Annotated in this window: 21 protein-coding genes; all 21 read left to right on the forward strand. The window is 39.9% G+C overall.

Features of this window, described 5'->3' with window-relative positions; all coding sequences use genetic code 11:
• Positions 1-346: 346 nt before the first annotated feature.
• The 21 genes from FUT79_RS05095 (at position 347) to FUT79_RS05190 (ending at position 20,467) form a co-directional block, all read left to right on the forward strand.
• The gene (locus FUT79_RS05095) at positions 347-1,498 is read left to right on the forward strand and encodes an adenine-specific methyltransferase EcoRI family protein (protein ID WP_148889350.1); all 1,152 of its coding nucleotides are present in this window, start codon (positions 347-349) and stop codon (positions 1,496-1,498) included.
• A gap of 117 nt (positions 1,499-1,615) precedes the next feature.
• On the forward strand, positions 1,616-2,014 hold the full coding sequence (locus FUT79_RS05100; protein ID WP_148884120.1) for a single-stranded DNA-binding protein: 399 nt from the start codon (positions 1,616-1,618) through the stop codon (positions 2,012-2,014).
• A 12-nt stretch (positions 2,015-2,026) separates the two neighbouring features.
• Complete coding sequence (locus FUT79_RS05105; RefSeq protein ID WP_148883997.1) at positions 2,027-2,473, forward strand: hypothetical protein; 447 nt, start codon at positions 2,027-2,029, stop codon at positions 2,471-2,473.
• 169 nt (positions 2,474-2,642) lie between these two features.
• Positions 2,643-2,747: an HNH endonuclease gene (locus FUT79_RS15880; protein ID WP_425329147.1), complete on the forward strand. Its 105-nt coding sequence runs from the start codon at positions 2,643-2,645 to the stop codon at positions 2,745-2,747.
• Positions 2,748-3,206: 459 nt separating this feature from the next.
• Complete coding sequence (locus FUT79_RS05115; protein ID WP_148889351.1) at positions 3,207-3,398, forward strand: hypothetical protein; 192 nt, start codon at positions 3,207-3,209, stop codon at positions 3,396-3,398.
• Positions 3,395-4,192, forward strand: coding sequence for a hypothetical protein (locus tag FUT79_RS05120; protein WP_148884482.1), 798 nt, complete (start codon positions 3,395-3,397; stop codon positions 4,190-4,192). The genes FUT79_RS05115 and FUT79_RS05120 overlap by 4 nt, the downstream gene beginning before the upstream one ends.
• Before the next feature lie 108 nt (positions 4,193-4,300).
• Positions 4,301-5,896 (forward strand): phage terminase large subunit family protein, encoded by a 1,596-nt coding sequence (locus FUT79_RS05125; protein ID WP_148884117.1) that lies wholly within the window; start codon positions 4,301-4,303, stop codon positions 5,894-5,896.
• Between the two features lie 32 nt (positions 5,897-5,928).
• Positions 5,929-7,701: a phage portal family protein gene (locus FUT79_RS05130; protein ID WP_148884116.1), complete on the forward strand. Its 1,773-nt coding sequence runs from the start codon at positions 5,929-5,931 to the stop codon at positions 7,699-7,701.
• A 31-nt stretch (positions 7,702-7,732) separates the two neighbouring features.
• Positions 7,733-8,044, forward strand: a complete 312-nt coding sequence (locus tag FUT79_RS05135; protein ID WP_024751710.1) for a hypothetical protein — start codon at positions 7,733-7,735, stop codon at positions 8,042-8,044.
• A 94-nt stretch (positions 8,045-8,138) separates the two neighbouring features.
• On the forward strand, positions 8,139-8,960 hold the full coding sequence (locus FUT79_RS05140; protein ID WP_148889353.1) for an antA/AntB antirepressor family protein: 822 nt from the start codon (positions 8,139-8,141) through the stop codon (positions 8,958-8,960).
• A complete protein-coding gene (locus FUT79_RS05145) occupies positions 8,957-9,835 on the forward strand; it encodes a DNA adenine methylase (protein WP_148889355.1) in 879 nt (292 codons plus the stop codon). Before FUT79_RS05140 ends, FUT79_RS05145 begins: the two co-directional genes overlap by 4 nt.
• Positions 9,832-10,161 (forward strand): DUF4406 domain-containing protein, encoded by a 330-nt coding sequence (locus FUT79_RS05150; RefSeq protein ID WP_024751735.1) that lies wholly within the window; start codon positions 9,832-9,834, stop codon positions 10,159-10,161. Before FUT79_RS05145 ends, FUT79_RS05150 begins: the two co-directional genes overlap by 4 nt.
• Positions 10,158-10,439, forward strand: a complete 282-nt coding sequence (locus FUT79_RS05155; RefSeq protein ID WP_024751714.1) for an HNH endonuclease — start codon at positions 10,158-10,160, stop codon at positions 10,437-10,439. Before FUT79_RS05150 ends, FUT79_RS05155 begins: the two co-directional genes overlap by 4 nt.
• Positions 10,436-10,786: a DUF1064 domain-containing protein gene (locus FUT79_RS05160; protein WP_215905093.1), complete on the forward strand. Its 351-nt coding sequence runs from the start codon at positions 10,436-10,438 to the stop codon at positions 10,784-10,786. Before FUT79_RS05155 ends, FUT79_RS05160 begins: the two co-directional genes overlap by 4 nt.
• A gap of 36 nt (positions 10,787-10,822) precedes the next feature.
• Positions 10,823-13,249, forward strand: coding sequence for a hypothetical protein (locus tag FUT79_RS05165; protein ID WP_148889357.1), 2,427 nt, complete (start codon positions 10,823-10,825; stop codon positions 13,247-13,249).
• Positions 13,250-13,555: 306 nt separating this feature from the next.
• Positions 13,556-14,347, forward strand: coding sequence for a hypothetical protein (locus FUT79_RS05170; RefSeq protein WP_148889358.1), 792 nt, complete (start codon positions 13,556-13,558; stop codon positions 14,345-14,347).
• Positions 14,334-14,753, forward strand: a complete 420-nt coding sequence (locus FUT79_RS05175) for a CHAP domain-containing protein (protein WP_148889360.1) — start codon at positions 14,334-14,336, stop codon at positions 14,751-14,753. Before FUT79_RS05170 ends, FUT79_RS05175 begins: the two co-directional genes overlap by 14 nt.
• Positions 14,754-14,837: 84 nt before the next feature.
• The gene (locus FUT79_RS05180; protein WP_148889363.1) at positions 14,838-15,140 is read left to right on the forward strand and encodes a hypothetical protein; all 303 of its coding nucleotides are present in this window, start codon (positions 14,838-14,840) and stop codon (positions 15,138-15,140) included.
• Between the two features lies 1 nt (position 15,141).
• Positions 15,142-15,279: a hypothetical protein gene (locus FUT79_RS15035; RefSeq protein WP_156009206.1), complete on the forward strand. Its 138-nt coding sequence runs from the start codon at positions 15,142-15,144 to the stop codon at positions 15,277-15,279.
• Between the two features lie 18 nt (positions 15,280-15,297).
• Positions 15,298-15,693: a hypothetical protein gene (locus FUT79_RS05185; protein ID WP_024751643.1), complete on the forward strand. Its 396-nt coding sequence runs from the start codon at positions 15,298-15,300 to the stop codon at positions 15,691-15,693.
• 85 nt (positions 15,694-15,778) lie between these two features.
• A complete protein-coding gene (locus tag FUT79_RS05190) occupies positions 15,779-20,467 on the forward strand; it encodes an LPD1 domain-containing protein (RefSeq protein ID WP_148889365.1) in 4,689 nt (1,562 codons plus the stop codon).
• The last annotated feature ends 91 nt before the right edge of the window (positions 20,468-20,558 follow it).

A 20,558-nucleotide genomic window follows, 5' to 3' on the forward strand; every position in this document is an offset into this window, starting at 1 on the left:
TATTCCGAAATGCCGCAATATGTGCTATAATCTGCTGTAAAACAAACGGTAAAAAGAGGAAATAGAAAAAAAATCTTCCTTTATAAAATATATGACCACTACTTCTAGTATTTTTTCAAAACTAGTATAACGTTTTTTTAATAAGTCGATTAAATTTTTTTAATACATCTTATCAAAAACGTAAAAAGTTTTATAAAAAAGAGCTCGACACGGCGCAACGGTGAGCAATTTACCATAGTAATGCTTAAATCCGCAGCCTCTTATTGTTGATACTCCAATTTTTATAACAGGAAGTTAATTACAAAACGCTATACTAGTATATAATATGTTTTGGGACGTAATAGATATGGCAAACAACAAAGCATTGCACGCTGCCAATAGAGCAAAAAATGATGAGTTTTATACGCAGCTTTCTGATATTGAAAATGAACTGCGGCACTACGTAGAACACTTTAAAGGCAAAATAATTTATTGCAATTGTGATGATCCGCGTATCAGCAACTTCTTCAAGTATTTTTATTTGAACTTTGAACATTTCGGGTTGAAAAGTCTTATAACCACTTGTTATAAAAACCAAGACATTGACCTGTTTTCGCAGAATGCGGCAGAAAAAGCTGTATGGATAGAATACAAAGGTGGTGGTAATATCAACAACTTTGACAATATAGAAGTAAAAAAACTGCAAGGAGACGGCGATTTTAGAAGTTCTGAATGTGTAGAGCTTTTAAAAAAAGCCGATATTGTAATTACCAACCCCCCATTTAGCCTGTTCAGGGAATATGTTGCCCAACTCGTGGAATACAAAAAAAAATTTGTCATCATCGGAAATAAAAATGCTATTACCTACAAGGAGATTTTTCCGCTTATCGCGGGAAATAAGTTGTGGATGGGTGTAATGCCTATGGGCTTTGATATACTTTTTGATGTTCCTCAAGAGAAACAAGCAGAACTTCTTGAAGGGAAACCAGGCAGTAAATATAAAATTGTTAATGGGGTGGTTAAAGCTAGATCTACCGGATGTTGGTTTACTAACCTTGACCACAAAAAACGGCACGAGGAACTTGTTTTGTACAGAAACTATAGCCCAGAAGTCTACCCGACATACGATAACTACGATGCAATCAACGTAGATAAAGTAGCCGACATCCCCTGCGACTACTACGGCGTTATGGGGGTACCGATCACGTTTTTAGATAAATATAATCCTGAACAATTTGAGATAGTTGCTTTTAGAAAAGGAAATGATGGCAAAGACCTTATCTATTCTTTAACCAGAAATGAAGGAGAGGTAAGAGAAGAGAAGAGAAGAGAAGAGAAGAGAAGAGAAGAGAAGAGAAGAGAAGAGAAGAGAAGAGAAGACAGCCTTACTTCAGGATACTCGTACAACGAATTACGAAACCAATTCTCGGGAAATGACCGAGCGACCGTTAGTGGAAAACTTGTATATGCAAGAATATTTATCAGGCGAGTCTGCTACAGCAATTCAGGGAATGATTAAAAATGCGGAGGGAAAAATAAACGGCAAAATAACGTATGCAAGAATTACTATCCGTAAAATAAAAAAGAATGAAAAATAGACTTATAAACAACCATAAAAATATAAGGAGTTTTATTTATGACAGACTTAAACAAAGTAATGTTAGTTGGGCGGCTTGTCCGAGACATTGAGCTACGCTATACGGCTTCAGGAGCAGCCGTAGGGAATATCAGTCTTGCGGTTAATCAAAGCCGCAAGGTTGGCAATGAGTGGCAAAACGAAGTAAGCTTTTTTGATTGCCGGTTATGGGGTAAAACGGCAGAAAGCCTTCAGCAGTATTTAACGAAGGGCAAACAGATTGCAATTGAAGGCTCACTGAAACAAGAGCGATGGGAAAAGGACGGGAAGACACAAAGCCGCGTAATCATTGATGTTCAGTTTGTGCAGCTATTGGGAGGCAATGAGAGAGCAAGCGGAAACTCGGGCGGGGTGTTAGGTAATTACAATGCGGCTGATGAAGAGGCTATACCATTTTAGTTTTTAGGAGGAATGAAAATGGATTTAACAAAAAAGATTGACGATTTAATCGCGGCAAATGATGAGTCGGGATTGGATGCGATTATCAAAGAACATGGCGGATATATTTTTAAAACGGAGTACCTTGGTTTTACGAGTAATCACGGACTTATGGGAGAGTATTTTTACAGCAATTCTTTTGAAGAAGCCGTGGGAAAAACAAAGGAATATTTAAGTATTCCCTTACAAAAAAAAGAAGATGGACTTTCAATATCTCTTGAATTAATAACTAAGTTTTTAAATGGCGGATTAGAATACGGCGCAAATATCTTTTCTAAAAAACAAACAGGGAAGGGAATCACCTCAACTTGCAACTTAAGCGATTGCAGTAATTTTGAAGAAATTAAACGAGGAGCTGAAATGCTATCAGAAAATGATTTGCTGCGTTTTAAAAACCGCATTGAGGAAGTTTTAATGTAGGAGAAGGAGGCAAGATGTTACATCAAAGACCGGAATATACGAGTACTTAATTGACGGCAAAGAAAAGCACCTAAGTATTCGCATCTTTAGCGACAATATGAAACGAGAAGCCTATGAGCGACAGCAAGGGACTTGCTCTGCCTGTAACCAACATTTTGAACTGCACGAAATGGAAGCTGACCACATTACGCCATGGAGCAGTGGTGGTAAAACCATTTCAGAAAATTGCCAAATGCTTTGCAAACATTGCAACAGAGTAAAAAGCGGAAAGTAGCAAGGTTTTAATGCCCAGTGATAAATTTTGTCAATATAATTATAACTAATGCTATTTACATTTCATCCGCTTGCAATTATTTTTAATTTGTCTATACTATAAAAAGTATTATTTAAATTCTTGAGAGTAACCTAGCCGTGCCCTCAATGAACATTCTTAAGCGTCTTGTCTTTTTTTAATAAGGACAAGGTTTGTTCATTTTTTGGGAAGTATGCTGGGGGAGAAACAAGAACACTGTTCAAATTTACAACACGCCAAAAACGCCAAATGCGAATCTGAAATCCACGACTTTATTGACTCCCTTTGTAAAGAGAGCTTTTACGGGGAACTCATCTTTTATTTTCAAAAAGGAAATATTGAATATTGCCGCACGGTTTCACGTATTCCAAAAAATGAAATAATAAAAAAAGTACAATCTCAACAAAAGAAAAAGACCTCCACTTGCAAGGAGGTGAATAAATGATTGTCTGCCCTTCATGCAAGAAGCCTGTCAAATATATTGCCTCAAAAGATAACACTATTCTCATCGTAAACGCCGAATTAAAAACGCTAGTCAATGAGCGCGGGCGATTTATTCAAGGATATGAACTGCATGAATGTCCTTGTGAAGTTGCAGCAAAAACAATACCGACAGCGGAGGCGCAAGCATGAAAAAAGAAAAAGAAACTCCACCTGAAAAAAAGCCGAAAGAAAAACTAAAAAAGACAACCGCTGCAAAAACAAGCGCCGCAAAAAAGAGCGTAAAAAAAGAAGCATCGCTTTCGAAAAACGACGTGCTTATCAGTATGGAAACGTTTGATGTCGGCGATGCAAAAATAACCGAAAAAGAAAAGCGGTTTGTGTTCTGGTATACCTATCCCGGAAGCGATGCCTTTATGGTGCAAGCCCGCGCTGCAGAGCTGGCGGGTTATAAAAGCCCAACGAGTGAAGGCTATCGCTTGCGCAAAAAAGATACTGTTGCAAAGGCAATCCGGTATGTATTAGACACCAACATAAAAAAAGACCTCGATGAAGAATATTATAAAATACTCGAACTAAAAAAAAGGCGTATTCATTATGACTTAGCTGATTATGTAAAGAAAGAACAAAAGACAATTATAACCAAAGAGGGTATCGAAAAAATAATTGAAATTGAAGAGCTGAAAGATTTACAAGACCTTACCCCGCAGCAGCGGCAGGTAATTGACGGACTGGACCTTAAGGGCGGCAACAATACATGGGTGTATATTTTCGCCGATCGGGATAAAGCAATGGCGGATATTATTCGCATCCGTGAAAAGCTTTTTGAGCGAGAGCAAGGCGATGAAGGGGATAATATTGAGTTTGTTGCGGAGATTATCAAAGAGGGCTTGGCGTTAAAAGTTTCCGCACGTAATAAAAAGCGCGCAATAAGCGAATCGGCCGACTTTCTCGAGCTGAGCAATGAGGGCAGCGAGGAGTTTTAAAATGATGAAAAGAGCCTATTTACGCCTATATTCGCCTATATTTTTGCCGTTTTTTACCCTCTTTTTTCTGTTTTGTGCCGCACAATTGCAGGCGGCGGAGGTATAAAAATGGGGGCATTGTTTACACCGGATGAGCGGCTTAACTATACAGACGCCTTTATAAAAGTAGATGAAAAACCGATTGACCTGGACTTTTGGCAAGAGCGGTTTTTAATGGATGCACAGCGGCATAGTATTGTTTTAAAAAGCCGCCGTACTGGGTTTTCATTTATCACCGCCCTTAAAGGCTTGGTAAAAGCGATGGATGGTAACCGCACAAAATACGTAAGGCAGTTTGTAAGTTATAACGAAGAAGACGCAAAAGAAAAAATACAATACGCACAAGAGTTTTATGCATCCATTCATCCGAAGGCAAAAAAGAAACTGCGCTCCTGTACAAAAACTGCAATGGAGTTTTACGACAAAAGCGGTAAAACAGTAAGCCGCCTTATTTCAATAGCGTGCCGTCCGCCGAGAGGGCGCGGAGGCGATATAGTCTTTGATGAGATGGCTATATACCCTGAGAACAAGGCGGAAGTTATTTACACGGCAGGCATCCCTGTAACAGCGCGCGGCGGGTGCGTGGAAATAGGCTCCACTCCTCTTGGTAAAATCGGGCGGTTCTACGATGTGTTTGTCGACAAGAAAAAATACAGAACCTATAACCGCTACACTATTCCCTGGTGGTTTTCTGCAGCACTCTGTACAAACGTTGAAGAGGCGGTGCGCAACGCTCCCGCAATGGATACAGAAGAGCGGGTGTATCGCTATGGAACGCCTCCTGTTATTGAAGCCTTCGAGGCAATGCTTTTAGAAGACTTCCAACAAGAATTTGAATGCACCTTTATTGATTCAGCGTTGAGTTTTATTACCCTTGATTTAATCTATGCAAACACGCCGGGTATGAGAGCGGAAGACCGCACTGAAGAAATTAGAGGCGGCAATATTGAAGACGCAGACATTGAGGATGAAAAAGACCTTGAAATAAAAATCTTTCGTACAAGCGATGAGCTTTGTGCAGGTTATTCTCGCGAAGAACATGGAGCCCTTTATTTAGGCTATGACGTAGCCCGTTATCGGGACGCCGCCGTTATTTATGTTTTGGGCGTGGTTGACGGGAAAAAAAAATGCGTTGCGGAAATAGAAATGAAAAATAAAAAATTTGAATATCAGCGCGATGAAATCAGAAAGATAATGAGGCAGTTACCTGTTGTACGCGGCTGCATTGACCGCACAGGGCAAGGCTTAGACACAACAGAAACATTGCAAAAAGAATTTGGAGAATCAAAACTTGAAGGTATTGATTTTACGACACCGGCAAAAGAAGTGCTTGCGATGGGTGTCCGTACCGGTTTGGAAAAAAGGGAATTTTTATTGCCCAACGACCAAAAATTTCGCAAGCAAATTCACTCAATTAAAAGAATACCGAGTGCAGGCGGGAGCTTCCGCTATGATTCAACGCGGGATAAAGACGGACACGCCGACAGCTTTTGGGCGTTTGCCCTTGCCAATCATGCGATTATTGGGAATACGGCGCAGGCGACAACAGGCTTTTATCAACAGGTAAAACAACGGAATGAAGCCGGAAAAAAAGAAACAAAAAAAAGCTCAAGCAGGCGGACTAGAGGAAAGACCCTTGCGCAAATTGATAAAAAGATAAAATAACCATGATGAGATGAGGGGGAGGAAAATACGTCATGAGAAAACAGAATAAAAAGAACAAACGGAAAGACAAGATTAAAAAAGCAGTAAACACCGGGCTTGCTTCAAATGAAGTGCAGGTTGTAGAAAAGGCTGTTGCGCCAAATCAAATAAGAACTGAAGAAATCGACGTTGATAAAATGGTGCGAAAACAAGTTGCTCGCCGTACGGCATTTTCACAGCAGAGTGCCCTCTTCGGCACAGTAGACAAACAAAAAGGCTTGCAGTCGCTTTTTTACGACCCGTTACAAATGAATACGAACGCATGGGGAAGAGTGCGGACTCTATCCCCGTATTACGGCAGGCAAATATCCTACCGCATTTTGCGCCGAGTATCAGAGAAGGCATGGGTTCTTAATCTTTGTATTAGTAACCTCATTAGAAAAGTGCGCCCCTTCTTAAAAGTGTCTACCGATGAAAACACGCGCGGGTTTAGAATTATTGCAAAAAGCGCGAAAGACAAAAAAGAAGGTATGAATGAAAGAGAGCGGAAAACCGCCGAAGTGCTTGCCGATTTTATGCTTAAGACAGGAGATATTCAAGACAATAACCGCGAAGATGATTTGGATGCGTACGCCTCCAAAATAATCCGGGACATCTGCCAGCTTGACCAAATATCAACCGAATTACAGCGGACACGCTCGGGAGAACTCGGAGCCTTTTGGGCAGTAGACCCCGCAACGATTGAAATGTCATTACCGCAAAGCGAAGAAGAAACCGGCATAAAATACGTGCAGGTTATTAACAATATTCCGTATGCGTTTTACAGCCGAAGCGATTTTATATTCACTTGCATGAACCCGAGAACCGATGTTGAGCGTTCCGGATACGGATATTCAATTGTGGAACAAGCAATCGATTTAATCACCTCCTCGATAAATACTTTCATGTTTAACGCAGGTTTCTTTGTCGAAAACAAATTGCCGAGAGGAATGCTCTTGCTTAACGGCGATGCCGATCTCGATGAGGTTGAAGAGATTGAAGACTACATTGTCAATCTTATGTCGGGCGCACCGTCCAGCCAGTGGCGGGTGCCGATTATCCCGAGCGGTAAAAGCGCAGGCGGCGAAAGCAATCGACGCTTTGAGTGGATAAACTTACAAGGCAGCAATAAGGATATGGAGTTTCAATCATGGTTTGACTTGCAGCTTTCCGGCATTGTCGGGCTTTTCGGCTTCAGTATGGAAGACCTAGGGCTTCACTCCCAAAAGTCAGCACCGCTTATCGGAGCCGATGTAAGCCCTAAACTCGAGGCAAGTAAAAGTCTTGTGCTTGGAGACATGCTCAGCTTCTTACAAAAGCACCTTAATAAAATCTTGCAGGAAAAGAACCCCGATTATGAATTTGAGTTTGTCGGTTACGAAAAAAGCGATTCCCGCCTTGTCTTAGAAATTGATAGAAGCGAGGTAGAAACGTTTAAAACAATCGATGAAAAGCGCATTGAAAAAGGCTTAGAACCATTTAATGAGTCATGGTCTACCGTACCGCTTAATCCGCAAGTTGTACAGATTCTTCAATCAGAAAAGCAGCAAGATGCAGGCGGTATGTTCGGCGGCATGGGCGGTATAATCGATGATGAAGAACATAACGAAGGTGATGATGAACAAAATGAAGGCGATAACGATGGGCAGCAAGCCAATTCGGAAATCGAACAAGCGGAACAGGATGCGCCGCATGGAGGAGATAAAAACAACAATGAAAATAAACAATGGAATAATCTATCAAAATCTTTCGGCATTAAAAGAGAAGCAATACGCATAGCAATATAAAGGAGTTAAAATTATGGATGGGAGGAACAATATGAAAATTACACGAATTTTTATTTTAATTGTAGGCCTTGTTTTGGCAGGCGTATTATTTATGAATTACGGACAAACCGTTCCGATTGATTGTGTCGGGGCAGCTATTGTTTTAACAGGAGGAGGATTAGCTGTTTATGACAGCGTGAAGGCAAAACGAAAAGCTGCATTAATTCCCCTTGCAGTAGGACTCATAACTTTGATTATAACGGGCTTTATTCAGTTTAATGGCGTTATTGTTGTTGCCGCATTTGGGTTTATTGCTCTCGGCATATATTTATATTTACGGTTTCATAATCAAAAAAAAAACTGATACTCATTGCCTTTCAGAAAGCACGTGCGTTTTTTTTACTCCTTTTACGCAAGATGTTTTTCTGAAAGGCGTTTTTTAACGGGAGAAAAAAAAGATGAACGAGATAACAAAAAATAAAACGACGACGACATCTGTACCGCCTAACCTTACATTTCAAAGTAAGGTTGAAAACGCCGGAACAGAGTTTGAGCAAAATGAAATATTGAAAATTGATACCGTAGAAAACCGGCAATATGTAAATGCGCGGGAGCTGCATATGCAATTACAAGTTGGGAAAATTTTTGCGGCATGGATAAAAGAGCGTATTGAGAAATACAGCTTGATTGAGGGAAAAGACTATAAAACTTGCTTTCCAAATCAGGAAAGCGAGATTCACGGCGGGCAAAACAAAAAAGATTATTTACTAACCGTCCAAGCCGCCAAAGAATTGGCGATGGTAGAAAACAATGAGCAGGGGCGGAAAATAAGGCAATATCTTATTAAGGTTGAGGAAGCGTGGAACACTCCCGAGATGATAATGGCAAGAGCCTTGCAGGTTTCCCAAAACACAATCAATTCATTAAATGAAAGATTAACCATAGCGGAAAAAACAATCGAAGCGCAAAAACCAAGAGTAGAGCTTGCCGATGCCCTCACCTCAAGCAAAGGGGCTATCAGTATGGCGGAAGCGGTAAAGGTCTTACACCTACCGTTCGGGCGCAATACCGCTTTTAAAATGCTGCGGAATGCAAAAGTCCTCAATGCAGATAATATCCCATACCAAGAATATATCAATCGGGGCTATTTTAGAGTGCGGGAAAGTAGCTGGAGGAATGCAAAGGGCGAAACAAAAATATCACTTGTAACAGAAGTTTTCCAAAAGGGCATGGATTATTTACGCTCATTTTTTATTAAGAAAGAGGTACTATCGGCATGAGACCACCATTAAGCTATTACGGCGGCAAACAGCAGCTTGCAAAAAAGATTGTATCACTTATTCCTGAACATAAAATCTACTGCGAACCCTTCTGCGGAGGTGCTGCTGTTCTGTTCGCGAAAGAACCCTCACAAGCTGAAGTCATCAACGATACAAATGCGGAAATCATCAACTTTTACCACGTTGTACAAGAAGACTTCCCTGCACTCCAAAAAGAAATTATGAAAACGCTGCATAGCCGTGAAATGCACCGACATGCCAAAATAATTTACGAAAACCCTGACATGTTTGATACGGTAAAAAGAGCATGGGCTGTATGGGTGCAAGCTAATATGTCATTTGGAAATTGTCTTAATAGTGGTTTCGCATATGCAAAAAAGAATGAGAGTATAACAAAGACGATTGTAAATAAAATAGATGAGTTTACGGATAAAATATCAAATAGAATTAGAATGCTGCAAATTGAAAATTGCGATGCCTTAAAGGTTATTGCTTCCCGCGATACAGCCGATACATTCCACTATATTGACCCGCCCTATGTAGGTACAGATCAAGGACATTATGACGGTTATACGCAACAAGATTTTGATAACCTTTTAGGAATGCTGCAAAATATACAGGGGAAATTCTTGCTTAGTTCTTTTAGAAATAAGAAGCTATCCGAATACACAAAAAATAATAAATGGTATCAAATCGAATTTAAAATGGTAAACACAATGACACAAAACGGAAACAAAAAAAATCAAAAAATAGAGGTTTTAACCGCAAACTATCCTATTAGCCTTGATAAGGGGCAAGAGGCAAAAAAAGAAGATAGCAGCATAGGGCAATCAGAATTAATCTTCGAAAAAGAATTAAGCGAGGAGCGTGCATGAAACTCTATATTTCGGGCGGAATAACGAATGTTCCGGATTATAAAACACAGTTTAAAGCAGCAGAAAGGAAGCTAACGGAAAGCGGCTATACGGTTATCAATCCCGCCGATTTTGAATTTACCGAAGGGGCAACTTACGATGAAAAGATGCGCTTTGATTTAATGCAATTGTTAGGATGTGATGGAGTAGCTCTTTTAGGCGGCTGGGAAAAATCAAAGGGAGCGAACATTGAGGCTTCGACCGCATTGAAAGTCGGCATCCCTGTTTACGATGTTGATTATTGGTTGGTAAATGGTAAAAAAGAACGAGACGAGGTAGGTGCATGAAAGACTCTATGAGAAAAACACGCCTATACGTATTTAATCGAGACGGTTTTAAATGTACCGTTTGCGGTAAAAAAATAGATTGGACAACAGGACAGATGGCGCACAGAATACCAAAAACAAAACTAAACATAAAAAAGTACGGGATAGGCATTATAGACCATGCTTTTAATTTGCGAACAACATGCTCATTAAAATGTAATTCAGCCGTTTTAATTGACAACAATCCGGCAGAAAAAGAACAGCTCATTGAGGCGATACGGAGGCAGGGGAAGAGGTGAGCTATAGTCATTGGCATAAATATAAAACAGCCCCTAAAGAGCAGCGCACGGCAGACGGCATAGTTTTTGCAAGCAAGGCGGAAATGTTACGATACAAGGAGTTAAGACTTTTAGAAAAATCAGGCGTGATAAAAAACCTTGAATTACAACCTAAATTCTTAATTATCCCTGCAACGGAAAAAGGCGGAAGGGCAGTCCATTATGTCGCCGATTTTCGCTACACAACAAAAGGCGGGGGAGAAATAGTCGAGGATGTGAAGGGTGTTAAGACGGAAGTGTATAAGCTAAAGAAAAAGCTTTTATTATGGCAATATCCGGAAATCAATTTTTACGAGAACAAAGTATAAAAAAGTATACATGATGAGAATAAAACGAGGAGAAAAATGAAAATAAAAAATATAGAAATTGCAATTAGCGGCATAACCGAAGAAAACAAAAAAGAAAAACTAAAAAACCTTGTGCGGGTGCTTTCCGCCTTCCTTAATGTGCCCTGTGAGTTAAACGGAGAACTGTTGGAAAAGGCAAAAACCCATAAGTACATTAAAAAAGAGTTTAAAAACGGGCAATGGGTGTATACATACGAAACCGACCGCAAAACCGCACGGGCAAAGGTTGAGGTTTGCACAGCCAAGCCGCTTGCGGTTATACCTGAAAATGCAAAAAAAATAGGAAATAAATTTATCAAAGAGTGGCAGAAAGATTGGCAGCGTAACCCTGAAAAAAGAAAATGTCCCGCATTGAATTATACTAAGATAAGCTTTGGTAATATCAGCTTTAAGCATATAAGTCTTAAAGGTGGAAATAAGCCGAGAGGAAAAGATAAGACTGCGGAACGTGTAAGCTTGCTCCCTTTTGCCAAAGAAATATTGGAAGGCGAAAATAAGGGGGTTTGCCATTCAGTACGGGTTGAAAAAGACCTTGTCTATTATGAAATTATCGGAAGGGCAAACATAAACGGAAAAGAAGAAGCAATCAGTGTTATTGTTTCAAAATTCAAATCAGATGCTAAAAAATATATTTCAGTAATAAAAAAAGCCGTCTCCAAAATACTTCACAGAGACGGTTCAAATAATAATCATGCCATGGACGGCGGCACGTGCCACATCAACCCTTTGCAGGGGCAGGCCTTACATAGAGATAGTGAAGCGTATCTCCGTAAGTTCGAGTCGTCATTATCCAACACGGCAAGCGTGAATACATCACGTCCTACAACTGAAAGTAGTATATCACATTCAGATAAAAAAATCAATTCAGTAATAAAAAAAGCTATCTCTATATTGCTTCACAGAGATAGCCCCTCGAGTGTTACGGGCGGCGGAGTGGCTGCCAGAGACTTTCGTCCTGAAACTATCTTTCAAAGAAAGACTACCCACAATGGCGGTGAAGCTATCAACCAAAGCTTATTCCTGCCGCCTTACCCCAACGTATCACGTCCTACAACCGAGGATATTGTACCACAGACAGCGGAAAAAAACAAGTCATATCCTGATATTATTTTAGAAATAAAAAATCCCACACCGGCAAACAGTCAAGAAAAGTTTTTAAAAGCAATTAGAGCCGTATCAAAACAGCTTGATATACCGATAGGTATTGATAAAGAGCCAAGCGAAAGCGGGGAAAAGCATATTTTTCCGATTAAGCAGGAGCTTGCCGAGTATTGGTATAATTTATACCCGCTCATTCTTCAATCACTCTATGAAGATATTGCCTCTGTTTTAGGTTTGCCGATTATGAATATTGAAATCGTGCGTAAGGCTCTTTTTTCAAGTACAATTGAAAACTTGAGAAGCTTTTTAATAAGGTTTTTTAATCTTAAAAATACAAAATTACGTTATAACGGAAAAATCATATTTAACCCTGAAACGGGGGAGCCGCTTAAAAAAAAGGATTTTGACGCACTCATTAAGGCAATTGAAAACGTGCTCAATATGAACACAAAAGAGGCAGCCAAAAAAATAACGCTTGATGCGGTTACCACAGAAAAACTCTTAAAAAGAATAGCAAAGCTTTCATCCGTTAAAGATATGGAGAAGCTGTCAATCGGTGAATTAAAATACAAAGGAAAAACATTTGAGTGGATACGCGAAGATTATCGCAACCTCGAAAGCGTTTTAGGAGAGCCATTATCACGAGCGGAAAAAGCCCGCTATCAAGTATGCGAAGACTATGCTACTCATTTAATCACGAGGGCAAATGATGAGATAAAAAATGGGATTAAAGAAACATTGCTTGACGGAATTAGAGGGCGAAAATCAAAGTCGGAGATATCGCAGGAGCTGTATAATAAATTTGCACAAGAAAATCGCAGCTGGAAAAGAATAGTTGATACCGAAACGGTAAACACGGCAAACCTCGCGCGGGTTCTTAATGAGGTGCAGGAGGCGAAGCAAAGCGGCAATGCTGAAGGCGGAAAAATATATTTTAAGCGTTTCGAAATGGCGAACTGTTGCGAAACCTGTAAAAAGTTTAACGGCGTAATAGCCCTGTGGTCAGATGTTCCGCTTGCAAGTGATAAAATAAAAGACCCGTATGCGAGTGTTGCAATTTGGGAGGGGAAAGAACCTGATGCAAAAAACAAAACCTTAGTGGTCGGTGCTATTCATCCGCATTGCAGGGGCGGTTGGACGCGGTGGGGAACTGATGAAATGAACGCAATAATCGCAAAACAAAACGGCAAAGAAAAAGAATGGGATGCTGCTGTTGCAGCGGTAGAAAAAGAATACAAAGCAAGCGGAAAAAAGAAGGTGCCGATAATTTACGAAATGCAGCTTGCCGAAAAATACAAGCAAATGTACGGAGAAAAAAAATAAGCACTAATATTTTTATACTTGCAAAAAATAAAAAAAACAGTTATACTGCCGGCGGTTGATACAAGAGTATCAATAACTGATATTTTACAATTTTAGCTGTCTGCCGTTGTATGGTTCGTGCTTTAAGAACGCAGCGGGTAAAACGGATAGGTGAAAGCGGCACTTTTAAAAGAAGGCTGTGAATTTATTTACAAAATCTAATTTTAAGGGATACAGAGCACCCTTTTTAGATTGACGGGGATAGTATGCCCTTGTAAGTAAGTTCACAGCCTTTTTTTATTTTTTTTTGATTTTAGGAGGTGTTACATGGAAAAAGCAGCGGGGATACCGCCTATCGGGTGGGGCGTTATTTTAGTTATAGCCTTCCTTATTTTTATCGTGATTATGATGAAGGGCATCCGCTTTGGGATGGGCGATAAAAGCCTTTCTATCGGGAAGATGGACGAGAAAATAGAGGACATAAAACAAGATATTGAGTTAAAAGAAAAAGAGGCGGAGCGGAAAACGGCAATGGTGATGCACGACGAAGAATTGCGGAAAAGTCTTTTTAAAAAAAGCATGGATATTGATGCACACTTAACCGCCGATTTGCGGCGATCGGTGCGGCGTATGGATGAAAAGATAACGACAATATTTGAACCGTTTATCCATTGCCCTTTCCCGTCAATATCTACAATCAACATTATTAAAGATGAATTGAACGAGCGGCTTGACTACAACAACATGCGGGAGAAGTTAAGCGGCGATGAGCGCAGGGCGTATCTAAACGATATCCTCAAAGATATTAGAGATGCCTACTCAACATTTTTATTGCGTATATCAAAAGTTTCGTGTGGGGAAAAATACCCTGAATGGGCGGAGATAAAAAAGCCCCTAGAGCAGCTTATATCAGAATGGGAGGACGAAGTTATTGGCCTTTTCATAAAACACATTGAAGAAAAAATCCGCATGTATGAAATGTCAAAGCGATATTTTAAAACAGATGAATACATAGAAAACAGTATCTCATATCCAATCGAAAAAAATAAAAAATACTTATCAAAATTGAAAAATGTCAGTGTCAAAGGAAGTGAAGGGGGAGTAAATGAGCTTAGATGAGTTTGTAAAAAAATATCTCGGGAAAAAAGTAGACTATGACGGGCATTACGGCGCACAGTGCGTTGACCTTTTCCGGCAGTACTGTAAGGACGTGCTTAAAATCCCACACACAGGCGGAGTAATCGGCGCAAGCGAGTTATATACAAAATATGAAAAGCTGCCGCTAGAGATGAAGTATTTCGAGCGAATATCGCGTACAAAAGGAAAGCCGCAAGCAGGGGACGTTGCAGTTTTTATGCCGACAAAAGGGAATAAATACGGGCACGTGGCAATTGTTATTTCGGCAGACAATAAAAGTATGCGCGTATTTGAACAGGATGGCTTTGCACAAACGGGGACGTATATTGTTATCCGATCGTATACCTATATTTTAGGTTTTTTGCGAAAAAAGGAAGGGATTGGATGATTGTCGGTAGATGTTTTGTATTATTTCTTTTATTCGGTTTTGCATTTGCTGCGATATTTTTAAACCTGTTTTCAGGAGAGGAACATGAAAAATGAAAAGATTATTTTTTTGCTTGCTTGTCTGTTTTTGTTTTCCGGCTGCTGCACACGAGGCGGAATACACAATCTCGGAGACGGAGTTAATAAGGTTAGAGACAATCTGTCAAAACTTGGAGACGAGCAAACAAGCGCAGCAATTACTAATACAGAGCTTGAGGGAAAAATTGAACAAAGCGGCGAGCTTGCAAGCGAGCTTGAAAAATCAATTACAGACGGAGCGGGAGACATTACAGAGTTTAAAAAAATCCTACAGCGCATACGAGAGCGAGGCACAGAAGCGAGTAAATGAGTTGACTATAGACAATCACAGCAAGGCATTGAAAATTGAAAAACAGCGAAAAACAATTACCGAGTTATTCTCGGTAGTTGCGATAATGGCAGGCGCTATTGCGGTGATGGTGTTTTTGAAGGTAAAAAAACTATTTTAGCAGGAGGTACGAGAAACCTTGAATATTGATAACAGAGTTCTTGCAGTTTTGCGAGTATGCAAAAACGAAGCGGAAATAGAGGATAGTTTTAAGCGCTTTCACATTAAAAATTTAAAAGACAAGCAAATCTATCTTTTAACTGCAATGCTTAATAATGATTATAGCATGACGGATGGAAAAACAACACAAAAAGAATTGTATAAAATGACAACTGCCTTGTTTTTCAATGTAAGACGGTTGTCAAATGTTCTTAATAAGCTAGATATGCTGGGGCTTGTGTTAAAAACAGAAGAGGAGACGCCGCCTCTTTTCAAACAATTAAAAGCATGTAAAAGCAAAGAAGACATTGACTCCGTTTTTTCTCATGCGGGTATTTATGAGGCGAGCGAGCGCATAGAGAGCATCCGCAACTGAGCGTACAAGAGGAATACGAATTTGAATGCGAAGTATTACTTCATAACGGGCAATTACACTAATTATAGTAAGGAGAAATAAATAAATGATATTGACAATTAGACAAGATGAGCATTTTCGCATAATGAAAACACTGAGCGGTTTTATAGAACTTGATACTGGAAGCGAGCGGATTGAAAGAGTGTTGGAAAAAGCGGTAGGACATAAATATATCCGAAAGGTGCCGAAAAAAAGCGGTAAGGGATTTTATTATATGTATGCTGAAACGTTTAAAAAGCCTTTTACTTTCTTAAAAACAATGTTTAATATTCACTCAAAAAAAATAGATGATGAGTTTGAAAAAGAAAGCATTGCGAAAAATTACGGTGTGGATAAACAAACATACGCAGCGCATGTTCTTGAGTACCTAACCAATAGGCTTAAATGGGATGGGATTTTCAGTAAAAAAGAATCACGAGAAAAATATAAGACAGCTGTTAAAAAGCCTGTAAGCGGCACAGCCGAGGCTGCAGGTAAAAAGCAACCGACAAGCAGCACCAAGCAAAGCGGCGGTGAAAAAACAGATAATAAAAAAGAAGCAACCGAGCAAACCGAAAAGAAGGCGCAACCGGTACTGAAAATAAACCGCAGCCTTATGTATAAGGTGTGGAGCCTGTATAATAAGCAAGAAAAAACAGCGGACAGCAAAGATGACGACGGAAACAAAATAGGCGGAGCAACAGTAAAAGAAGATTTAAAAAAACTTACCGCAGTGCTTGAGACGGGCAAGTCTTCAAGTGTTCGGCATAAGGACTTAGGGGAAATAATCGTTGATGTGGGAAATACCGGAAAGTCCGGCTATGGGCTAAAACATATTATTGAACAGCGATATAGCAAGGACGGAAAAAATGAAGATGAAATTACGGCGTTGTTGCAATTAGTTATTGATGCAACAAAGAATGGAACAGTAACACGAACCAATGAAAGAACTATTGAAGTGTCAAAAAATGGTATTGTGGCGATTTTGCGAAGAGAAAATGAGGAGCGTAATACAAAATGGATTTTAACAGGTTTTGCCGATTGGAATAAAGATAAAGAGGCAACAGATGCTATACAGACGGTTATCGCCCAATATAGCTACACTCCTGAATTCTCTTCCTTCCGAAAACAGGTGGGAGCTGTTACCGCCTCTCTACAGACCAGTATACCACAATCCGGCACAAATAGCAATCGCTCTGAAGCAATGAAAGGAAATCAAAACGCAAAAAAAGATTTTGCGGCGCAAGAAAAAGAGCGGGCAAAAAAGAATGAAGCACGCAAAAAAGAAGGCTTACCGCAAACAGAGCTTTTCGAACGGGAGAGCGCACTCAAAGACGCAACATGGGACCCGAACAGTGAGCAATACCGTTATCGCGACACCGGCTATATTGCAGGCAGCCGCAAAGAGCTTGCTCAAAACTATATTAAGCAAATGGCAAAAGCCGAAGAGCAAATACTTGAACATGAAATCGACTGGGAAGGGTTAGAGGAAAACCCTCGAATGGCAAAAGAGCTTATAAAAAAATCAAACGTGTTCGGCAAGGTTAATTTTAATACGCTGATAAAAAACGGCATGGCAAGAGGAGCGGCTTTTTTAATCGACAGAGTCTATGCTTCTGTTGCAACAGAAGCTTTCGACAATCCCGAAGGAAGGCATAATTATGTTATCGCAATAAACGGTTTACGTGGGCGGTTGGAAGATTGTAAAACAGTACAAGATGTAATAGATACTATTAATGAAATAAACGATGAAAGACAGGGAGTGTTTTTATCAGTTCGACAACAACAAAAATACTTAGATTTAAAAAAAGAATACGATGAAGTGCATAAAAAAAAGCATGATATTGAAATGAAAGAAACTGCTTTAATGGATAAGTTACGACGGGAGAAATACGGAGCTAAAATAAGTTTTACTGAGCTTGAAAAAACTCCCGAAATACAGGCGTTTCAAAAAGCAAATGGATGGGATTCAAATGTTGATGTAGGGGATGGAAAAACTCGATCCGGATATTTTGAAAAAGAAAGGGTGGCAGCACGGGAAAGGCTTCAAGCTTTTGAAAAAGAAGCAAATGAAAAAGCCATTGCCTCAAATTCACTTTATGCGGCGTGGAACTCGTTAGGAAATAAATTTATCGCCACGATAAACTACAGCGGTTTTGGCGGGTCTGCAACTTTTGAAAAGCACATACAACAAGCAAAACACGGAAATTATGATAATTGGGAATGGAAAGAAACAGGAACACTAAAAGGGAAACGTTCTGCAAAGGGAAAAGGACGGGCAATTTTTCAATTGATTGTTGCTTCAAAATTCAGTAGAAAAGGCGGGCGAAATGTAAAAGCACATTCTACCGAAGAGCTTAAGAAAATGTTTAACTTGCGAGACATTCAGTCCGGGAATTGGGTATTGAAAGACCCGATGAGCGCAAAGTTTCATGTTGATCATGCGTGCGAGGCTTTTGCAGATTTGGCGGATATTACCGGCATTCCAGATAGTCTTATTTCACTAAACGGACGGCTCGCTCTTGCAATTGGAGCGAGAGGAGAGTCAAAGGCTGAGGCACATTATGAACATGTGGAGCGTGTTATCAACCTCACAAAAATGAAAGGAGGCGGAAACCTCGCACATGAATGGTTTCACGCTTTCGACAACCTCATTTCAGAGGCTATGGTAGGTGGAAAAATCGATGTTTTCTTAACAAACCCTATGAATCATTTAAGCAAAAAACAGCAAGACCTACTTACTGAGTATATGAGGATAAAAAACAATACTTCATATTCACAAAAGTATAAGGATTTCCTACTTGACACCCAAAGAGATAAACTGAAAAAAGCAGGAATTACTCCTCCCGTAGAAAACAGTCAAGAAGAACACGTACTGCAAGTGCGGACAGCTTTTGACAATCTTGTAAAAGCTATGACAGAAGGGAATACACCGATTAAACAAGAAGTTGAATATTCAAGTGCAGACTATAAGCTTGCAAAGTTCAATTTTGATAAATCAACAGGCGGACTCGCAGAGAAAATACGGTATGCAGGCAGCCTAGAAAAAGCAATTGAGCTTGCACACAAGTTCTGGGGAATACCAATTACAAAGAATGAGGTAAAACAGAAAAACGAATGGATTAGAATGATTTGCGCATACTACGGAAACGCTGAAGGCGGACGGGCAACAATTGATAGCGGCAAAAAGGGGTCTGCTTTTCATGAAGATGCAAAAGCTCTTGACAGGGGGAAAGCAAAACCGTATTGGTCAGCTCCACATGAAATGGCAGCACGGGCGTTTTCTGCATATATTGACGATATGCTAAAAGCAAGCGGAAGAAAAAATGATTATCTTGCATATGCTACCGAAAATGATGATTATGACAGTGGGGATGACGAAAATGTAGCGAAGCCTTACCCCGAAGGCGAAGAGCGAAAAAAAATCAATGCCGCCTTTAAGCAGCTTTTTGACGTTGTAAAACAAACAGGCGCGATCCGGAAAGCGATAGCGGTTGAACAAAAGAACACAGTTAAAAAAAACATAAAGGAAAAGATACGATATATTTTAACGGTAAAAGTTCCTGTCAGCAAAATGAAAAAATCATTTGAAGAAGGCGAACACCCTCGAGGCGAGAACGGAAAGTTCACGGATAAGGGGGATAAACAATCTATTAGCAAAATAAAAAAAGAATGTCAAGCAACACTAATGTCTTGGGCTACCGCTAAAATTTTTAATGAGGCAAAAGGTCTACCACGTGAAGAAATCTTTAAAAAATATGGCACTACGCCTGAGCCGGTGGGAATTCTTCCGGAAGAAACGCTAGAGGTTTTCGCTCCAATAAAAGACAACACTGTCTATTGCAGTAAAGGATATTTTATCGATCACATGGTAAACCATCATACGGAGTTGGAACTTGAGGATTATAAGCACGTTCAAGAAATATTAGATAATCCTGAAAACATGTATTTAGACACTCAAACTGAGTCTATTGTGTTTGAAAAAGGATACAGAAATCGAAAGGAATTTGTAGTGTTAAAAAAAGATGAAAACGATAAAATAGTTTTATATAAGACTTTTTATTACGGTAAAAAAACGCCTAAGAAATTCCAAAAAATAAGCCCTGTAACGAAATTATCTCCATTACAGGGCGAAAAATCATCTGTGGACGGGCTCCCCACAATCAGCCGTTTGGATAAGTCCAAACCCGGCAGCCCCCGACTTTCTGCTCGTGATGATACCTTATTATCGTCTAATACTGCTGAAAAGTCAAGCATGCAAAAAGCGATGGAAAAAGCCTTTATAAAAGTATTTGCAAAAAAGGTAGCGGAAAATATCTATAAATCGCTTACGTATTCAGGATACCCGTTACAGGGCAGAACAAAAATACACGGCATGGATATTTCAATCGAAAATAAAAAAGGCAGCGTGCGAAGCGGCGTTGATAAAGACGGGCACGAATGGGCTATTAAGATGGCGTATGATTATGGTTACATTCGCGGCACTGTCGGCAAAGATAAAGACCATGTAGACGCTTACATCGGGAACAATCCCGAAAGCGAACAAGTATTTATTGTGCACCAAAACGACCCGACAACCGGTACGTATGATGAAGACAAGGTTATGCTTGGGTTCAATTCCGCAGCGGAAGCAAAAGCCGCCTACTTGCGCCAATACGATAGACCTGGTTTTTTCGGCAGCATGGATGAAATGAGTATTGAGGAGTTTAAGGAAAAAGCATTTGATAAGAAAAACAAGGGAAAGATGATTGCGTAATGTGGCGATGATTTGTCAAAGATAAGGTGTCATCAGCTAATGTAGTATTCTCATTTTTTTGAGGCAATTTTTTTTGTGATATACTGCAAAA

It is taken from the genome of Treponema phagedenis, assembly GCF_008153345.1.
Lineage (GTDB): Bacteria > Spirochaetota > Spirochaetia > Treponematales > Treponemataceae > Treponema > Treponema phagedenis.